This window comes from Fulvivirga ligni, from assembly GCF_021389935.1.
In the GTDB taxonomy this organism is placed as follows: domain Bacteria; phylum Bacteroidota; class Bacteroidia; order Cytophagales; family Cyclobacteriaceae; genus Fulvivirga; species Fulvivirga ligni.
In genome coordinates this window covers 214914-233095 of record NZ_CP089979.1, presented here as the reverse complement: position 1 = coordinate 233095, position 18182 = coordinate 214914, and the positions used below count along the sequence as shown (strand labels likewise).

At 36.5% G+C, this 18182-nt stretch carries 13 protein-coding genes; 12 read left to right on the top strand and 1 reads right to left on the bottom strand.

Annotation, left to right across the window (positions count from 1 at the left end):
• The first annotated feature begins 5 nt into the window (after positions 1-5).
• The 10 genes from LVD16_RS01065 (at position 6) to panB (ending at position 11781) form a co-directional block, all read left to right on the top strand.
• Positions 6-1076, top strand: a complete 1071-nt coding sequence (locus LVD16_RS01065; RefSeq protein WP_233771731.1) for a glycosyltransferase family protein — start codon at positions 6-8, stop codon at positions 1074-1076.
• On the top strand, positions 1055-1867 hold the full coding sequence (locus LVD16_RS01060; RefSeq protein WP_233771730.1) for a glycosyltransferase family A protein: 813 nt from the start codon (positions 1055-1057) through the stop codon (positions 1865-1867). The genes LVD16_RS01065 and LVD16_RS01060 overlap by 22 nt, the downstream gene beginning before the upstream one ends.
• Entirely contained in the window at positions 1864-3051 is a 1188-nt protein-coding gene (locus tag LVD16_RS01055) for a glycosyltransferase (protein ID WP_233771729.1), read from the top strand. Before LVD16_RS01060 ends, LVD16_RS01055 begins: the two co-directional genes overlap by 4 nt.
• Positions 3048-3878, top strand: a complete 831-nt coding sequence (locus LVD16_RS01050) for a sulfotransferase (RefSeq protein WP_233771728.1) — start codon at positions 3048-3050, stop codon at positions 3876-3878. Before LVD16_RS01055 ends, LVD16_RS01050 begins: the two co-directional genes overlap by 4 nt.
• Positions 3875-4831: a glycosyltransferase family 2 protein gene (locus tag LVD16_RS01045; RefSeq protein WP_233771727.1), complete on the top strand. Its 957-nt coding sequence runs from the start codon at positions 3875-3877 to the stop codon at positions 4829-4831. The genes LVD16_RS01050 and LVD16_RS01045 overlap by 4 nt, the downstream gene beginning before the upstream one ends.
• Positions 4800-8345, top strand: a complete 3546-nt coding sequence (locus LVD16_RS01040; protein WP_233771726.1) for a PKD domain-containing protein — start codon at positions 4800-4802, stop codon at positions 8343-8345. Before LVD16_RS01045 ends, LVD16_RS01040 begins: the two co-directional genes overlap by 32 nt.
• Before the next feature lie 82 nt (positions 8346-8427).
• A complete protein-coding gene (locus tag LVD16_RS01035) occupies positions 8428-8904 on the top strand; it encodes an Lrp/AsnC family transcriptional regulator (RefSeq protein ID WP_233771725.1) in 477 nt (158 codons plus the stop codon).
• 3 nt (positions 8905-8907) lie between these two features.
• Complete coding sequence (locus LVD16_RS01030) at positions 8908-9411, top strand: phosphoribosyltransferase family protein (protein WP_233771724.1); 504 nt, start codon at positions 8908-8910, stop codon at positions 9409-9411.
• Between the two features lie 78 nt (positions 9412-9489).
• Positions 9490-10956, top strand: a complete 1467-nt coding sequence (locus LVD16_RS01025) for an ATP-binding protein (RefSeq protein WP_233771723.1) — start codon at positions 9490-9492, stop codon at positions 10954-10956.
• A 6-nt stretch (positions 10957-10962) separates the two neighbouring features.
• Positions 10963-11781 carry a 3-methyl-2-oxobutanoate hydroxymethyltransferase gene (gene panB / locus LVD16_RS01020; RefSeq protein WP_233771722.1) on the top strand — a complete coding sequence of 273 codons (819 nt, stop codon included), beginning with the start codon at positions 10963-10965 and terminating at the stop codon, positions 11779-11781.
• Positions 11782-11833: 52 nt separating this feature from the next.
• Here panB and LVD16_RS01015 read toward each other — a convergent pair whose 3' ends face one another.
• Positions 11834-12412, bottom strand: a complete 579-nt coding sequence (locus LVD16_RS01015; RefSeq protein ID WP_233771721.1) for a CAP domain-containing protein — start codon at positions 12410-12412, stop codon at positions 11834-11836.
• Between the two features lie 178 nt (positions 12413-12590).
• Between LVD16_RS01015 and LVD16_RS01010 the strand changes: the two genes are divergently transcribed.
• Together LVD16_RS01010 and LVD16_RS01005 are read left to right on the top strand one after the other, a co-directional pair.
• A complete protein-coding gene (locus LVD16_RS01010; RefSeq protein WP_233771720.1) occupies positions 12591-14822 on the top strand; it encodes an NADP-dependent isocitrate dehydrogenase in 2232 nt (743 codons plus the stop codon).
• Between the two features lie 212 nt (positions 14823-15034).
• Entirely contained in the window at positions 15035-18121 is a 3087-nt protein-coding gene (locus tag LVD16_RS01005) for a TonB-dependent receptor (protein WP_233771719.1), read from the top strand.
• The last annotated feature ends 61 nt before the right edge of the window (positions 18122-18182 follow it).

Here is an 18182-nt window from a genome sequence, read left to right as displayed (position 1 = left end):
TTATAGTGACCTTATCCAACAAAAATATCTTACTAATTTCTCCTGAACCTTGGAATCATGTTTTTGTTTCAAAACACCATTACGCAGTTAACTTGTCAAAAAAAGGGAATAAAGTGTTTTTTCTTAATCCCCCCTCTGGCAGTAAGTATAAGATTACTAATTCTAGATATGAGGATCTCTTTATAATCAATTATTCAGGATTTGTGAAAGGACTTAGATTCCTTCCGACCTGGCTGCAGCGTTATTTTATCAGCATAAAATTCAATAATTTGCAAAAATTGTGCGGAGTTGATTTTGACATTGTATGGTCTTTTGATAACTCAGTGTTCTTTGATTTTTATGCGTTACCCGAAAAAGTATTATGTATCTCTCATATTGTGGATTTGAATCAAGATTTTAATACTAGACAAGCTGCAACTACTGCTAAAATCTGTTTTGGTGTAATACCTGATATTGTAGAAAAGCTTTTTATGTATAATACAAATACGTATCTAATTACTCATGGAGTAAATCTTTCAGAATATTCGTCGGACATAGTTACTCTTCCAGGGACCAACGGAATTAAGGCCTTATACGTGGGGAATTTGGCTATGCCATTTATAGACTGGAACCTATTGCAGCAGGCCGTAATAAGTCAACCTAAAACAGATTTTATTTTTTTGGGGAGTAACATGGATTTTGTTCCTGAACCTTTTAAATCTTATGAAAATACATATCTTTTAGAAGCTGTTCCTCCTGCCGAACTATGGTCGTATTTGAATGCTGCAGATATTCTGATGTTGGCATATTCGAAAGAATATTATGTGACATATGCATCGCCGCATAAATTTTGGCAATACTTGGCAGTAGGGAAGCCTATAATTACTTCTTATACAAAGGAATACTTGCCTTTTGAGGATTTGATTTATATGGCAAGAACTTCTGAAAGTTGGTGTCAATTAATTGGAGAAGTAATTGAGAATCTAGCTAATCACAATACTGAAGATTTGATATTAGCAAGAAAATCCTTGGCAGCAGATAATTCATATGAGAGAAAAATTCAAGAAGTTGAAGAATGCTTGACAGAAATCCTTTAGTCACAATCATTATGCCTGTCTTCAATGCCAGGGATTTTTTGTATGACAGTATAAATTCGGTTATAAGTCAGTCATATTCAAATTGGGAGTTATTAATAATAAATGACGGTTCCACCGATGAATCAGAGGAAATTATTAATTTATTCAATGATGAAAGAATTTGTTATTTTAAGAAGAGTAACAATGGAGTTAGTTCTGCTAGAAATGTAGGTCTACAAAATATGAGAGGAAAGTATTTTTGTTTTTTAGATAGCGATGATTTACTTTCTTTTAACAGTATTAAGGATAGGCTTTCTGTTTTTTTCGATGATGATCGTGTCGATTTTGTTGATGGGCGTGTTCAGATCTTTGATCAAAATGTAGATAATGTCGTAAGAGAATATGTTCCTACATTTGAAGGTGATCCATTTAATAGTCTGTTAAAATTATCTGAAGAATGCTTTTTTGGAATAACCTGGATGATTAAGAATAGTGCTCATGTGTATTATAACTTTCGCGAAAATCTTACACATGGTGAGGACCTATTGTTCTACCTTTCGATATGTTCTGGTAAATTATATAAATCCACAGACAAGGTAATATACAAAAGAAGAATAGGTCATGAATCCGCCATGTCCTCATTAACGTCATTAGAAAACGGATATTTTAATATATATAATATTTTATGTCATTGGCCTGAGATCAACCAGGTTCAATTGAAATATCTCTTAAGAAGGATTAAAAAAATTATGTTTAAATCCTATCTAGGTAGAGGAAAAGTGCTTAGGGCATTAAACGTATTACTTAGATGAATATTCTGTATATAGGGTACTGGTCTGTCTATGAAGGGTTGAGTGAGGCCAGTATAAGGCCTACTTTAGCTGTATTAAATCAGTTTGAGGTAGTTCAGAATATTGTTTATGTTTCAATAGAAAGAAATGTTGCAAAGGCTGAGTGTAATTGGGAGCTGGATAAAGTAATACATAAACCATTTTATTCACCATATAAAAGTTTTTTTAGGGATAAAATAAGAGATTTTAATGTTTTGCCTAAACAACTAATCCTTCTTTGTAGAGAGTGGAATTTTGATAAGATTATTTGCCGAGGTGCTCCCGCTGGGGCTCTGGGTTATCTCATTTGGCAGAAGACAAAAATTCCATTTATCGTTGAGTCTTTTGAGCCGCATTCAAGTTATATGGCAGCTAGTGATGTTTGGAAAAAATGGGATATAAGATACCTCATTCAAAAGTATTATGAGTATAAACAAATTCGAACTGCAGAGACATTAATTACGGTTTCTAATAGTTATAAAGATTATTTAGTAAATACTTACGGGAATAGCAATATCGAGGCTATTCCTTGCGTCGTAGATGGCGAAAGTTTCCAGTTTAGTAATAAAGCTCGCAATGAGTTAAGAAGAAAAATGAAGATTTCTCATGAGGCGGTAGTTGGAGTATATGTAGGGAAGTTTGGCGGCTTATATTATGATGATGTAGCCTTCAATCTATTTAAGAATTTTATTGAACAACAAAATGTTTACTTAATAATATTAACTCCTCAGGAAAAAACAGAACTATATGCTCTATTATCAAAGCATCATATAGATTTGAAAATGGTATTTATTACAAATGTACCTCATTACACCGTTAAAGATTATTTGAGTGTTGCTGATTTTGGACTTTGCTTGCATCGAAGAACTAGATGGTCTATGGCATTTTCTCCAATAAAAAATGGTGAATATTGGGCAAATGGATTACCTATCATTATGTCACCTCAAATTGGCGATGATTCAACCATTATTGAGGAAGTTAAAGGAGGGGGTAAAGTAGTTGACTTTGAAGAATATATTTCCGATGAAGACTTTCTTGAAATAAAGCAAATTATTAAAGATTATAATGTTGATAGGATTAATAACGTGTCAAATCAATTGGCTAAGAAGTACAGATCAATTGAGAATTTGACAAGGGTATATAAACAGGTAATAAATAAGCTATGATAGATTCTCCTAATTTTCAGTCTGTAATAGCAGGCGAACCTAGTAATAGAGTATTATTCGTATCTGGGATGCATCGATCAGGAACTTCTTTAGTTTCTCAATGGCTTAATCAAAATAATCTATTTATGGGTGATATGCTGTTGAGTGGATATAGTGATAATAAATATGGTCATTTTGAAGATCTTGATTTTCTAAGATTATCGAGTAATGAGCTGACAAAAATGGGATTGCACTCAACAGGACTTATTCTGGAGGGTGATAAATTTAAATTTAATCATTATAAGATAGAATTATCTAGATTGATAAATGAAAGAAACCACAATCATGAAATTTGGGGATGGAAAGAACCCCGGTTTACACTATTCATGAATGATATAAAGGAGCATTATATTCCAAATCTTAAAGTTGTCGCTGTTTTTAGAAATCCAATTGAGGTGATAGAGTCTTTATATAAGAGATTACGTAAGAATAAATGGTATTATACCCGGAATCCAATTAAGAGATTAGCATGGTATATCGATATAGATCTCAATAGGAATAAGTGGATTTCAACATTCCAAAAAACTTACATTGAATATAATAAAAGCATTATAGATTTCCAGTATAAAAATCCCAAAGACATAATAATAACCGAAGTAAATGATTTTATTGGAAATGAGAACGAACTAGTGCGGTGGTTAAAGGATAATATTGGTTTAGAGATTAAAGCCACGATTAAAGAAATTTACGATGAAGACATTCTGCATAAGACCTCGGATGAAAACAAAAATAAGGTCCTAAAGGAAGCATTTGACATTTACAAGCAATTGAAGTCATTGAGTATATGATTGATGTTTCTGTGATCATAGTTAATTATAACACTTTACCCCTTACTACCGCATGTATTAATAGTATAGTGGAGAATACATCATTAGGTGTTAAATATGAGATTATTATTGTTGATAATAACTCTAAAAATAAAGAAGGTGAAGAACTTGTTAATAAATTTCCAATGATTAAGCTTATTCAAAATTCTAAGAATGTTGGTTTTGGCATAGCCAATAATCAAGGGATGAATTTTGCTAAAGGTAGATATTATTTGTTGTTAAATTCGGATACTTATTTCTTAAATGACGTATTAACCAACGCTGTGGCATTTGCTGATGAAAATCAAAAGCAGTACAAAATTTACGGGGCAGATATTAGAAATAGTGATTTATCATCCCAAAGATCTTTCTTCTCAAGAAGAAGGGATGATGTTTTGATGGCATTTAAGATTGGGGTAATTAATTCTAATCCATTTTTCTATAAGTATCTTAACGCACTTCCTAAAGCTGACTCTACAGAGGTCGGAGGATTGTATGGAGCTTATATTTTTTTGGATAGGATTGTGTTTGAGGAGACAAAAGGATTCGATCCTGATTTTTTTATGTACTGCGAAGAAACAGAATGGTTTAGGAATAGAATTAAGGACCGCTACCGGATTAAGCTATGTGAAAGATCAACAGTAGTTCATTATGGAGGAGGTAGTAGTAGGCAGACCATCATTAATGATCAGAATTTATTGTCTGATTTTTTATACTGGTATAAGATCAGTTATCAGGCATATTGGGTGTATGTGATTGGGGTATATTTTAACTCCATATTTACCATCTTTCTTTTACCATTAATGTCTAAGATTGAAAGACAAAGATACTTTAGGATTGTAAAAATTAGATGGAAGTTCGTGTATAGAGTTTTTTTTGACATTCCGAGATATTCAAATAAGTATGGTAGTAGAGATAATTCACTGGTGGTATAAATGTAAAGGTCTTACTTGGTTTAAGGAACTGGTAGCATTCACATATATATTGTTCCTGTCTACTATTGGTCATGCACAAGTTGCATCCTTTTCTTTACCGGCTAATTCTTGTTTGAATCAAAATATTTTAATAAATAACCAAAGCAGTGATTACGATAGCTTAAAATGGAATTTTTGTAGCCCCCATTTGCTAACCTATGATTACAGTAACATTTCAATTGGTAATTCCAACGTTTATCGTTCAAATGCATTTGCAATACTGCCAGATACTTCAGTTGCTGTATTTTTCTCCAATGGTTCTTTAAGAAAGGTAAGCTTTGAAAATGATTTTTTGGAATCAATAAGTTCAGTTCAAGCTATAGCGAATAGCGGGGGATCATTTTCTTCTCCAAATGATGTGAAAGTTGTTAAGGAAGATGGAAGGTGGGTTGGCTTTGTCGCAAATGAATCGGGGACATCTGGAGTTAGTAGACTCTTTTTCGGACAAGAAGTAGGATCATCTCTTGAAAGTTTTGATTTTATTGAGGGAGCATCACCATTGACTGGTACATCCTCGCTTGAGGTAATTAATGAGGATGATCAAAAAACTTTGATAACCATTAAAAATAGTAACGGTGAAATAAATGTTGTAAACTTTTCCAACGGTTTTTTAAATCAAGCTACAAGTCAATATACTTTTAGCTTGAATGGACTCACTAAAATTCAGAGCATATCTAAAAGAAAAAGAAATGGGATATGGGAGTTTTTTGTTGTCAGTAATGACCAAAATCTGTTATTAAAACTCGTTTTCACCCAGGGTTTAGACCAACCACCTTTAGTTGAGAATGTTATTCTAGAAAATCATAATCTTAACTCTCCTTATAGAATTTCTTTCATTAGGGATGAAGGTAGAAATGTTCTGTTGGTCCTTAATTTGGGGGATAGAATTGATGTTTTAGTTGAGGAAGATGAAGGTTGGGTATTCGTAAGGGAACTATCAGTTGGCAGTGACAATGTTATAACATTATCGGCAGTAGAAAGAGATGAGCCTATTGTACTGATGACATCAATTGCCAATTCTGCTTTATATCGATTTAATTTTTCAGGACAGTGTTATAGCTCTTTAAGAACTTCTAATGCATTAGTTAACCCCTATATACAATTTTCAGTGCCAGGAGTCTACCCCATAACCCTAACAGCCTACGACGAAAACGGAAACTCCGACCAAATCACAAAAACCATCACCATAACAAACTCCCAAGCCCCAGACGTAGACCTCACAAACGAAACCATCTGCTCCACAACTCCAGTCCAATTCAGTAACATAAACAGCTCCGGAGATATCACCTCCTACAACTGGTCTTTCGGAGACTCCAATACTTCGACCACTGCCAATCCAAGTCACCTGTATTCTTCAGCTGGAGATTATACAGTGAACCTTTCGGTAGAAAGCTCTAATGGCTGTAGTAATTTTGTGGAGAAGGATATTACTATCTATGATGAGCCTGTACCGGATTTTACTCTGCCGGCTGCTCCCATTTGTACTAATGATGCTAAGATTTTTATTAATAACACTGCTGATGTTTACAATGGTAACATTTCCTGGGAATGGCAGATAGAGGGTGATTCTATCTCCAACACCAGGGACTTGAATTATGAATTTACTACTTCTGGTGATCAGGAAGTGAAGTTAATTGCTAGTATTCCTGGATGTTCAGCAGAAACGGCACAGGTGGTTAATAATGTGCAGCAAGGCCCCATCCCATCTTTTCAGGTGAATGATGACTGCGAAGGACAATCTCTACAGTTTACAAATGAGTCTACAGGTACTATTGATAGCTACAGTTGGGATTTCGGAAATGGATATACTTCTAATCTTGAAAATCCATTATTTGAATACAGCGCCGCAGGCACCTATGGCGTTACACTTATGGTTTCTAATGCTGTTGGTTGTCAGTCTGATATTACTAAGAATGTGAGCGTTTATCAGTTGCCCCAAGTGCAGTTTAGTAATGAACTATCTTGTGAAGGCTCATTAACGCAACTTATAGACCAGAGCCAGGTGGCAGATGCTAACCTGCAGTCATGGCGTTGGGATTTTGATGATGGTTATTTTTCTACTGACCGTGATCCTGTACATAATTTTGAGGAAGAGGGCAGCTACGATGTAAAGCTGGTGGTCACCACTACTAATGGCTGTGCTGATTCAACAGAAAGGGCTGTAGATGTTAAGCCAGCTCCGCAGGTAGATTTCAGTTATGATAAATTGTGTATAGGTGAAGAAGTGAAATTTCTGGATGAAACGGAGCCTGTGCCCGGGCAAGGTATCACATCATGGGCCTGGGATTTGGGTGGTGTGTTTAGTGCTGATCAAAACCCGAGCATTACTTTTGACTTTCCAATAACCTATAATGTTGGCCTCACGGCTACTTCTCAGAATCTGTGCTCATCTACTTTATATAAAAGTATTCAGATCAGTCCATTGCTAGACATTAATGTCAGTACAGAGCTTAATTGTGATAATGCACAAACACTTATTTCTGATATTACCAATTTTGTAGGAGATGCAGTAGCGTCTAGAAACTGGTTGTTAGATGGCGAAACAATTGGTCAGGATTCTTCCTTTAGATATGCATTTGGGAATGAAGGTGCTTATGATGTTGACCTATTATTGGAAACTGTAAATGGGTGTAATTATAGTGCTACATCCAATATCCAAATCTTCAAATCGCCAATTGCAGCGTTTACTTCATCTTTAGCATTTGGTGCTCCGCCCTTAGATGTTTCCTTTACTAATGAATCTGAAGGGGCCAGTACATACCAATGGACATTCTCTGATCAAGATACTTTAACTACTGAAGATGCTCAACATACATTCAACGAAGAGGCTGACTATACAGTAGAACTAGTGGCTACAGATTTAAATCAGTGTTCTGACACCGCTCGACAGATAGTCAATGTTTTGTTTCCTGATCTTGAGTTAGAAATCGTAAATGCTTTTTATCAAAATGGGCAGGTTATCTTGGGCTTAAGAAATAATGGAACCATATCATTAGATAGTATCAAAGTCGAAATAGATTTAGGTAATGCTGCCATTATACAACAGGTGAAGAAAATGAAGCTGTTACCTGGGCAGCAAAGCAATATAACATTAGACTTGACCATTAATTCGCTAAGTGCCCCTTATTTATGTATTAATGTTGAAAGTGTCATTAGCGGTATATCGGATAGTGATCCTGCCAATAACAATATCTGTATAAGCTCTGCATCGGCGGCCGACGTAGTGGTTTTGGCTCCACAGCCTAACCCCGCTGATAACCAAATGTCTTTAAGAGTGGTAACTAAAACAGATCAGCAGGCTGAAATTTACCTTTATAATCTCAATGGACAGCTGGTGTATCAGGAGGAGTTCAGTTTAGTCAATAGTTATCAATTAATTCAGTTCAGCGTGAAGGGAATTGAGGATGGCCTTTATATCCTGAAAACCAACGTTGGAGGCTCTTCAGATACATTTAAAGTGGCCATAAATCACTAATATATTTACTAATACTTCCTAGTTATTTCTGTATACTTATATTTTCTAACTATCTTCGCACCAAATATTATTTGGTATATTGATGAAAGACAAGGTTAAATTAGATAAGATAGATCTTAAGATATTAAAAATTTTACAAGCCAACGCCAAAATTACTAATGCGCAGTTGGCTCAGGAAATTGGACTGTCTCCGGCTCCTACATTAGAGCGAGTAAAGAAGCTGGAAATGTCTGGAATAATTAAGAGCTATCACGCGAAATTAAATACCGAGAAGGTAGGGCTGGGAGTAAGTACTTTTGTGATGGTTTCACTTAAGGGGCATAATAAAGATAACATCGAATCTTTCACTCAGAGTATCAATGAAATTGATGAAATTATTGAGTGTCACCATGTTACAGGTTCTGGAGATTTTATTTTGAAAATCATAGCTGAAGACATTGCAGCCTATCAAAAGCTTATGCTTGAAAAAGTTACCAATATTGAGGTGGTAGATAATATGCAGTCTTTAGTAATACTTTCTACCTTTAAGGATAGTAAAGTAATGCCTATACCACAGTAATTTATGGAAGATAAAAGTTTAATACTGGCTGATGATCAGGTGCGTCAAAAAATAAAGCGCATGGCCTATGAGATCTACGAAAATAACTTTCAGGAAAAGGAAGTAATACTTGCAGGCATTCACGAGCAAGGCTACCAATTAGCCAAGTTATTACAATCAGATTTAACTAAAATAGCCAGTTTTAAAGTTTCATTGATAGGAGTGACTCTTGATAAGTTCGCTCCAACACAAAGTGACATTTCTTTAGATTGTGACACCAAAGACATCAAAGGCAAATGCATAGTGCTTATCGATGATGTAATGAACACAGGTCGTACCATGGCTTACAGTCTAAAACCCTTTCTAAACGTTAAAGTCAAAAAAATTGAAACAGCGGTTTTAGTGAATAGAAGTCATACTCAGTTCCCTATTTCTACTAAGTATGCCGGATATGAATTGGCTACTACCATAAATGATCATGTTGCGGTTGAATTAGATAAGAACAAGACCGCCGTTTATCTTCAATAGCTAATTGCTTGAATTAAACGTTTTAGCATCTTATATTACATGCTTTAATTTATTTTTTAATCTGCCATTACGTTATACATGATTCAAGTAAAGGATATTCTTGATAAGCTTGAAAATCCCGTAGAGCTCATTAAAAATAATGATGCTCTGAAAGAAGCTTCACCCAAAAGTGGTAGCTGGGAATGGTTTTTTAAGGATAATAAGATTTATTTCTCTCCGGAGCTCAAGAGCCTTCTTGGACATGATCCGCAGGAACCTCTCCCGGCCAAAGGTTTTTGGCGAGGTTTAATACACCCCGATGATAGAAGTAAAATAGTAAATCACTTCATAGATTACTTAAACGGTTTTGTAAGTTTTTATGAGCAAGTGTTTAAGCTAAGACATACCTGTGGTAAATATCTTTGGGTCAATTCAAGAATTGAGTTATACAGAGACGAGAATGGGGATATTGATCGTATAACGGGAGTGTATACAGATATCACCGAGCAGAAGGAGCAGGTGAGTCAGATAAAGATTAGCGAAGACAAGTATAAAAACCTGTTTCAAAACTCCATGATAGCCATGGTGAGAAGTAACATTAACACAGGTAACATACTGGAAGCCAATGAAAAATTTTGGCATTTGTTTAATGTTCCTAATGAAGAAAGGCATGTTACTACTTGTGAAAGCATTATCGGCAGAAAGAATACTAAAACTATATATAAGCTTTTAGACGCCAACGGAAGTATAGATGACCTTGAGCTTAAGGTAGAAACTTCAGAAGGTACATTATGGATTTCTCTAGGTGCAGTGCTTTATCCGGCAGAAGAGGTGGTGGATTGTATTATAAAAGATATAACCGAAACGAAATCTAGCCTTATTGAACTTCAGAAGGTAAATTTTGAACTAGACAGTTTTATATATCATGCTTCTCATGATTTGCGCTCTCCGCTAAGGTCTATTTTAGGTCTTATAGATCTATTTAGAATAGAAACTGATGTAAGGGTAAGGCAAGAATGTATTGAGAAGATTGAGGGTAGTGTAAAGCGACTTGACTCTTTGGTGGTGGAGCTATTGAGTATTTCCCGAAATGATAGGGTAAATGATCCTCATACATTCATTAATCTTATGGTTGAAATAAATAATAGTATTTCAAGCTATTATAATGCTTCTAATACAGAAGGTTTAGAAATTTTAACCAATATAAAGCAGCCTGTAGATTTTTATTCTGATTTAACCAGGGTGAGAATTATTCTCAATAATCTCATTTCCAATGCTATAAAATATCGTTCCTTTCATAAAGAGCGGTCATTCATAAAAATTGAAGCGACTGTGGATGCCGATAAGGCTACCATAGAAGTAACTGACAATGGTGAAGGTATTGAAGAATCTAAGCTTCCGCATATTTTTGATATGTTTTACAGAGCCACAGAAAAGAGTGAAGGCTCAGGCCTTGGTCTTTATATCGTAAAGAGAGTGGCGGACAAACTTAAAGCTCAAATTCACGTTACAAGTGAGGAGTTAGAAGGTACAACCTTTAAGTTTGTAATTCCAAATACTAAATAATTTGTAATGTCAGTTCATAAAAAAGATATAAAAAAGATTACTACTCATCAGCTCCAGGAGATGAAAAATAGGGGTGAGAAAATTTCTATGCTTACCGCTTATGATTTTTCCATGGCCAGAATTTTGGATCAGGCAGGGATTGATATTCTCCTGGTAGGAGATTCAGCATCTAATGTTATGGCGGGGCATGAAACTACTTTGCCTATTACTTTAGACCAAATGATTTATCATGCCGCTTCTGTAGTAAGGGGTGTGGATAGAGCTTTTGTTGTAGTTGATTTACCTTTTGGATCTTATCAAGGAGACTCTTCTGAAGCATTGAGGTCGGCCATAAGAATTATGAAAGAATCTGGTGCTCATGCTGTAAAAATTGAAGGGGGCAAAGAAATAGAGGACTCGGTAAAAAGAATTTTAAGTGCGGGCATCCCTATTATGGGGCATTTAGGCCTTACTCCTCAGTCAATTTATAAGTTTGGAACTTATTCTGTGAGGGCTAAAGAAGAAGAGGAGGCCAATAAATTAGTGAGCGATGCTAAGCTTCTTGAAGAGTTAGGTTGCTTCTCTATAGTGCTTGAAAAAATACCGGCAGCACTAGCACAGAAGGTGGCTGAAAAGGTTTCTATTCCAATTATCGGTATTGGAGCTGGTGGAGGTGTAGATGGTCAGGTGCTTGTAGTTCAAGACATGTTAGGGATGAATAAGGAATTTAAGCCTAAATTCCTCCGAAGATATGCAGACCTGGATCAGGTGATTACAGATGCAGTGGTTGGTTTTGTAAATGACGTTAAAGCCAGTGACTTTCCAAATGAAAGTGAATCCTACTAGACTTTAAAAATATTAAAATGAAGGGAGCTAATTTATTGGCTCCCTTTTTTGTTTAATTGACCTCGCAAGAAGAAATCTGATTCTGATTATCGGCTAGTTGTCCAAACCATACTACTGCATAGCCTTCATATATTCCGATGCCTACGCCTTGCCATTTTGCTTTTTCCCACATACCTGAATTTATAATCAGTGGATTATGCGATGGGCTTTTTTTCCATCCGCTTAAACTTTTGTCTGCAGTGGCTCCGCCGCTGTTATAATAAGCTATTTCATAGCCTTCACTTTCATATCCTGCTATTTCTTTGGGCTTGTCCCACATGCACTTGGCTTGCTTATGGTCATTTGTATAGCAGCAAGATGTCCAATCGCCTTTATCAGACCAGCTGTGCGGATTGCATTCACCTTGAGGGTCGAAATGGTAATTATTAGCTAAGTCTTTTGCATGGGCCTGTGCCACTACAGTAAGTTTGGCTGAATAGGGGATAGGAGGCAATTTTTTCTGCTTTCTATATTCATTAATCATTGAATACAGTTTTTTCTCTTCAGTGTTTAAACAAACATCCACATCAGCAGTTAAAGGCAATGAAAATACACTGAACAGATAGGTCAAGATAATAAAAAGGTAACTCATAAGTGTTCCAATAATTAAATTTTGAAATAATACAGTTTACACTGGAATTAAGTTCAGTGAATGGGGTGCATTAATGTAGTATCATATTTAGATTGCAAGGGTAAAATTGTTAATTTAGCACCCCTTTAAATGAGGTTTTAGACATATTTCGTTAACCATAAAAATGGCATAAGATATCATGAGTGAAAACAAAGCGAAAATTATTTATACCATAACCGATGAGGCACCTGCATTGGCTACTCATTCATTTTTACCCATCATTAAAGCCTTTGCTGGACAAAGTGGTGTAAATATCGAAACCAGAGATATTTCTTTGGCTGGTAGAATAATCGCAAACTTCCCGGAAAAACTAACTGATGAGCAAAAAATTGCGGACGCACTTACTGAATTAGGTGATTTAGCCAAGAAGCCGGAAGCAAACATCATTAAGCTTCCTAATATTAGTGCTTCGGTTCCTCAGCTTGTAGCCGCCATCAAAGAATTACAAGCTCAAGGTTATGTCCTTCCAGACTATCCGGAGGAGCCTAAGAACGATGAAGAAAAAGATATAAAAAGCAGATATGATAAAATTAAGGGTAGCGCAGTAAACCCAGTGCTTAGGGAAGGAAACTCAGATAGAAGAGCTCCTGGTTCAGTGAAGCAGTATGCAAAGAAAAACCCTCACAGCATGGGTGCATGGAGTTCTGACTCTAAGACTCATGTTTCTCATATGACCAGCGGCGATTTCAGATCTAACGAAAAGTCTGTAACCGTACCTGCAGCGGGTAGTGTAAAAATAGAATTTGTAGATGCATCTGGTAATGCTACAGTTCTAAAAGAAAAAATAGCTCTACTTGAAGGCGAAGTAATTGATGCCACTGTAATGAGCAAGAAAAGGCTAATAGAATTTCTTGAAAGAGAAGTGGCTGAGGCTAAGCAGCAGGGAGTATTGTTTTCATTGCATATGAAGGCAACCATGATGAAAGTTTCAGATCCTATTATTTTCGGTCATGCTGTAAAGGTTTATTTCAATGATGTATTCCAAAAGCATGGTGAAACTTTAAAATCAGTTGGTGCGGACGTTAACAACGGTCTTGGTGATGTTCTTTCAAGAATAGAGTCTCTTCCTGCTGATAAAAAAGCTGAGATTCAGGCTGATATTGAAAAAGCACTAGAAAATGGACCAGACTTGGCTATGGTGAATTCTGATAAAGGAATCACTAACCTACATGTTCCAAGTGATATTATTATTGATGCCTCTATGCCAGCCATGATCAGAACTTCTGGTCAGATGTGGAACGGAGAGGGCAAGCAGCAAGATACCAAAGCTGTTATTCCAGATAGCAGTTATGCAGGAATCTACCAGACAGTAATTGATTTCTGTAAAAAGAATGGCGCGTTTGATCCTACTACAATGGGTACTGTGCCGAACGTTGGGCTTATGGCTCAAAAAGCTGAGGAGTATGGTTCTCACGATAAAACTTTCGAGATTTCAGGTGCTGGAAAAGTGAAGGTAGTAGATGCTTCTGGTAGCACTCTAATCGAACATGATGTAGAGGAAGGTGATATCTGGAGAATGTGTCAGACCAAAGATGCTCCTATCCAGGATTGGGTGAAGCTTGCCGTTACAAGAGCAAAAGCTTCAAATACACCTGCTGTATTCTGGTTAGATAAGGATCGTGGTCATGATGCGCAGTTAATAGAAAAAGTAAATAAATATTTACCAGAGCACGACACTTCTGGTCTTGAGATTCTTATCAAATCTCCAGAAGAGGCTATGGAATATACACTTGAGAGAATTAAAAAAGGAGAAGATACCATTTCAGTAACAGGTAATGTACTGAGAGATTATTTAACTGACCTTTTCCCAATTCTTGAATTAGGAACTAGTGCCAAAATGCTTTCAATAGTACCATTAATGAATGGTGGAGGCTTGTTCGAAACGGGTGCCGGTGGGTCTGCTCCAAAACACGTACAACAATTCTTAGAAGAGAACCATCTAAGATGGGATTCTCTGGGAGAGTTTTTAGCGTTAGCAGCGTCATTAGAGCATTTAAGTGGAGCATTTAATAACCAAGGAGCTCAGATATTGGCTGATGCTTTAGATAAGGCTACTGGTAAATTCTTAGAAAATAGTAAATCGCCTTCTAGAAAAGTGGGAGAGCTAGATAACAGAGGAAGCCATTTCTATCTGGCTATGTATTGGGCTGAGGCTTTAGCAGAGCAGTCAGACAATACTAGTCTGAAGGAGACCTTCGCTAAGGTAGCTGCTGATTTCAATGCTAAGGAGTCTGAAATTGTATCAGAATTAAACGGTGTTCAAGGTAAGCCGCAGGATATTGGAGGATACTACAATCCTGATTATCAGACTACTTCAAATGCTATGAGACCAAGTGCAACATTAAATGCAATTTTGGATAGCTTAGCTTAAGCTGATACTCTAATTAATATTATAAGAAGCATTCCTATCCGGGAATGCTTTTTTTATGTCATTAGTTTGATGTTGTAGTGTTTTTAAGGGTGAAATTGATATTTCAGTGGTGAATTTCTTATTTTATTGGCTGATTTTTAGCCTTTATGTTGATCATCTGGTAAGTTATAACCTATTTTGCGCTTTCAATTAAACCCAACATAACAAAACCAATGAAGAAATTTATCTTTTTATCTGTAATGATGGTCATGCTGTCATTGCAGTACTCTCTTGCGCAAGGGGTAACCACGGCCAGTATGCGAGGCACGGTAACTGATGCTAGTGGAGAAGTGCTCCCAGGGGCAACAGTGATTGCCATTCATGAGCCTACAGGTGTAGAATATGGTACTTCTACCAGATTAGATGGCCGTTTTAATCTTCCTAACTTAAAAGTGGGCGGTCCATACAAAGTTACCGTAAGCTTTGTGGGGTATCAACCAAAGGAGTTCACCAACATTAAACTAGTTTTAGGAGAAACCTTCACTTTGAACCCAATACTTGACCCTGATGTAAAGACACTGGAAGAAATTGTAGTATCAGGTAAAAATGATGATACATTCAATGCAGACAGAACTGGTGCCGAAATAGCTTTTTCTAATGAACAAATCACAAAGCTTCCTACCATTACCCGTTCAGCAGGTGATATCTATAGACTTACTCCATCTTCTGATGGTAATTCTTTCGGAGGAAGAAATGATCAGTACAACAACTTTTCATTAGACGGTTCCATATTCAACAACCCTTTCGGGCTTGACGCTGCTACCCCTGGTGGCCAGGCAGATGCACAACCCATCTCACTTGATGCCATTGATCAAATTCAGGTGGCTGTTGCACCTTATGACGTTACCCAATCTGGCTTTACAGGAGCATCCGTTAACGCTGTTACTAAAAGTGGAACCAATGATTTCCATGGTACGGTGTTCGGTTTCTTCCGAAATAACGACATGATTGGAGGAAAAGTAGAAGGTGAAGATGTAATTCAGGCAGATTTATCTCAGGTACAAGCAGGTTTCAGTTTAGGTGGTCCAGTTATAGAGAATAAGCTTTTCTTCTTTACCAACTTTGAATTAGATCGTCGTCAGGATCTGGGCTCAAGTTTCGTAGCCAACAGAGGCACAGGCGCTGCTAATGAATCCAGAGTATTAGCCACAGATCTAGAAAGAGTAAGCGACCTTTTAGAAGATAGGTTTGGCTACATCACAGGTCCTTATGAAGATTTTACATTAGATACTAGAAATGAAAAGGGTATTGTGAAGCTAGATTATAACATTAATAATAGTCACACCCTTACAGCAACCTATAACTTCTTAAGAGCATCAAAAGAAAAACCTGCTCACCCTACAGCTCTAGGACGAAGAGGACCAGATGCCAATACATTACAGTTTAAGAACTCAGGTTATACTATCAATAACAACATTGATTCTTGGTTAGTAGAATTAAGATCATTATTTGGTAATAGATTTTCCAACAAATTCCAGGCAGGTTATACACTCTTTGATGATTCCAGAGATCCTTTCAGTACTCCATTTCCTCCAATTAATTTAACAAAGGATGGAAGTAACTATATCATTGTAGGACATGAGCCTTTTTCAATTAACAATAGGTTGGAGCAAAAGGTGTTACAGTTGAGCGATAACTTTGAGATCTACTCAGGAGACCACACCTTTACTTTGGGTGCGTCATTTGAGAAATTCAGTTTTGCAAACTCGTTTAACTTAACATCTTACGGCTTTAGTGTATTCGGATCTACTGATTTGGAAGACTTTATAACACAAGTTAATAATGGTGAGTGGGATGGTCCTGTTCAGGATGCCATCAACACTTTTGAGACTAATAATGCTAATGATAGTTGGGCGCTTGCCGAAACAGAGGTTGGTCAGCTTGCTTTCTACGCTCAAGACAAATGGTTAATCAGCGATAAATTTACTTTAACGCTTGGGCTAAGATTTGATAAGCCATTGTATTTCAATACTTCAGATAATATAGTTAAGAATGAAGATGTGGTGATTTACTATGATGAAGATAATGATCCCGTAATTTTCGACAATACAGATTTACCTAATAACAACTTATTAGTTTCTCCTAGATTAGGCTTTAACTGGGATGTGGCAAATAATGGTAAAACGCAGATTCGTGGTGGTAGTGGAATTTTTACAGGAAGATTACCTTTTGTGTGGATAGGTAATCAGGTAGCTAATCCATTCACAGGGTTTCTAAATGTAACTGCACCTAACTTTAAATTTCCACAAGTATGGAGATCATCTTTGGGCATAGATAGAGTAATAGCATCTGGATTGGTGGCAACCGTAGATTTGAGTTATACGAAAGACTTAAATTCCATGCTAGTACGTGATTATAGCTTAAGAACTCCTACAGGTCAGTTGCAAGGTGTAGATCAAAGAGGCACCTATACCGGAGCTGATATAGTTACTTTTGGTGGAGGTAGAGCTGCTAACTATGTATTTACCAATACTGATAAAGGTAGAAGTTTCAACCTTACATTAGAGTTAAAGAAAAAATGGGAAAACGGCCTTTACGCTAGTTTGGCCTATAACTACTTAGATGCTAAATCAGTAAGTTCAATTGAATCTGAAATTTCAAGTGACGCTTTCTCTATTAACCCGATTGTGACTAATGCGAACAAAGCCGTGCTTTCACCTTCTTTGTATGGAAATAAGCATAGAGTAGTGGGTAACTTGAATAAGACCTTTAATTACGGTAATGATCATTGGGCTACTACCGTATCGCTATTCTTTGAATATGCAAGAGGAGGAAGATATAGCTACACTTATGCTGGAGATATCAATGGAGATGGTTCAGGATTAAATGATTTGATTTATATTCCAACAGATGCAGAATTAAACCAAATGGATTTTGTTTCTGATGCTAATAGAGAAGCGTACCGAGCTTATATAGAGCAAGATGATTACTTAAAAGAGAACAGAGGGGCTTATGCCGAAAGATATGGCGCACTGAGCCCATGGTATTCTAGGTTTGACTTCAGGCTATTGCAAGATTATAAATTGAATAACGGTAATAAAATTCAGTTCAGTCTTGATATACTTAACGCGGGTAACTTGATCAGCTCAGACTGGGGCATCAGACAAATCCCTAGAAGTGTACAGCCGTTGAGTGTTGCTGTAGATGGTGGAGGTAATCCAACTTATACTTTCAACGAATCTCTTAACAGTACCTTTGTAACTGATACTGGCCTTATATCCAGATGGCAGATGCAGTTGGGCTTAAGATATACTTTCTAATTCAGAAAGTGAAATCATAAAAAAAGGAGTGCGTTGGCACTCCTTTTTGTTTTTTAGCTTT

Bases quoted from the DNA above. Each gene is read 5' to 3' on its own strand.
- LVD16_RS01030 (WP_233771724.1), top strand. From the start codon at position 8,908: ATGGAAGATAAAAGTTTAATACTGGCTGATGATCAGGTGCGTCAAAAA.
- LVD16_RS01010 (WP_233771720.1), top strand. From the start codon at position 12,591: ATGAGTGAAAACAAAGCGAAAATTATTTATACCATAACCGATGAGGCA.
- LVD16_RS01015 (WP_233771721.1), bottom strand. From the start codon at position 12,412: ATGAGTTACCTTTTTATTATCTTGACCTATCTGTTCAGTGTATTTTCA.
- LVD16_RS01060 (WP_233771730.1), top strand. From the start codon at position 1,055: ATGCTTGACAGAAATCCTTTAGTCACAATCATTATGCCTGTCTTCAAT.
- LVD16_RS01045 (WP_233771727.1), top strand. From the start codon at position 3,875: ATGATTGATGTTTCTGTGATCATAGTTAATTATAACACTTTACCCCTT.
- LVD16_RS01025 (WP_233771723.1), top strand. From the start codon at position 9,490: ATGATTCAAGTAAAGGATATTCTTGATAAGCTTGAAAATCCCGTAGAG.
- panB (WP_233771722.1), top strand. From the start codon at position 10,963: ATGTCAGTTCATAAAAAAGATATAAAAAAGATTACTACTCATCAGCTC.
- LVD16_RS01040 (WP_233771726.1), top strand. From the start codon at position 4,800: ATGGTAGTAGAGATAATTCACTGGTGGTATAAATGTAAAGGTCTTACT.
- LVD16_RS01035 (WP_233771725.1), top strand. From the start codon at position 8,428: ATGAAAGACAAGGTTAAATTAGATAAGATAGATCTTAAGATATTAAAA.
- LVD16_RS01050 (WP_233771728.1), top strand. From the start codon at position 3,048: ATGATAGATTCTCCTAATTTTCAGTCTGTAATAGCAGGCGAACCTAGT.
- LVD16_RS01055 (WP_233771729.1), top strand. From the start codon at position 1,864: ATGAATATTCTGTATATAGGGTACTGGTCTGTCTATGAAGGGTTGAGT.
- LVD16_RS01005 (WP_233771719.1), top strand. From the start codon at position 15,035: ATGAAGAAATTTATCTTTTTATCTGTAATGATGGTCATGCTGTCATTG.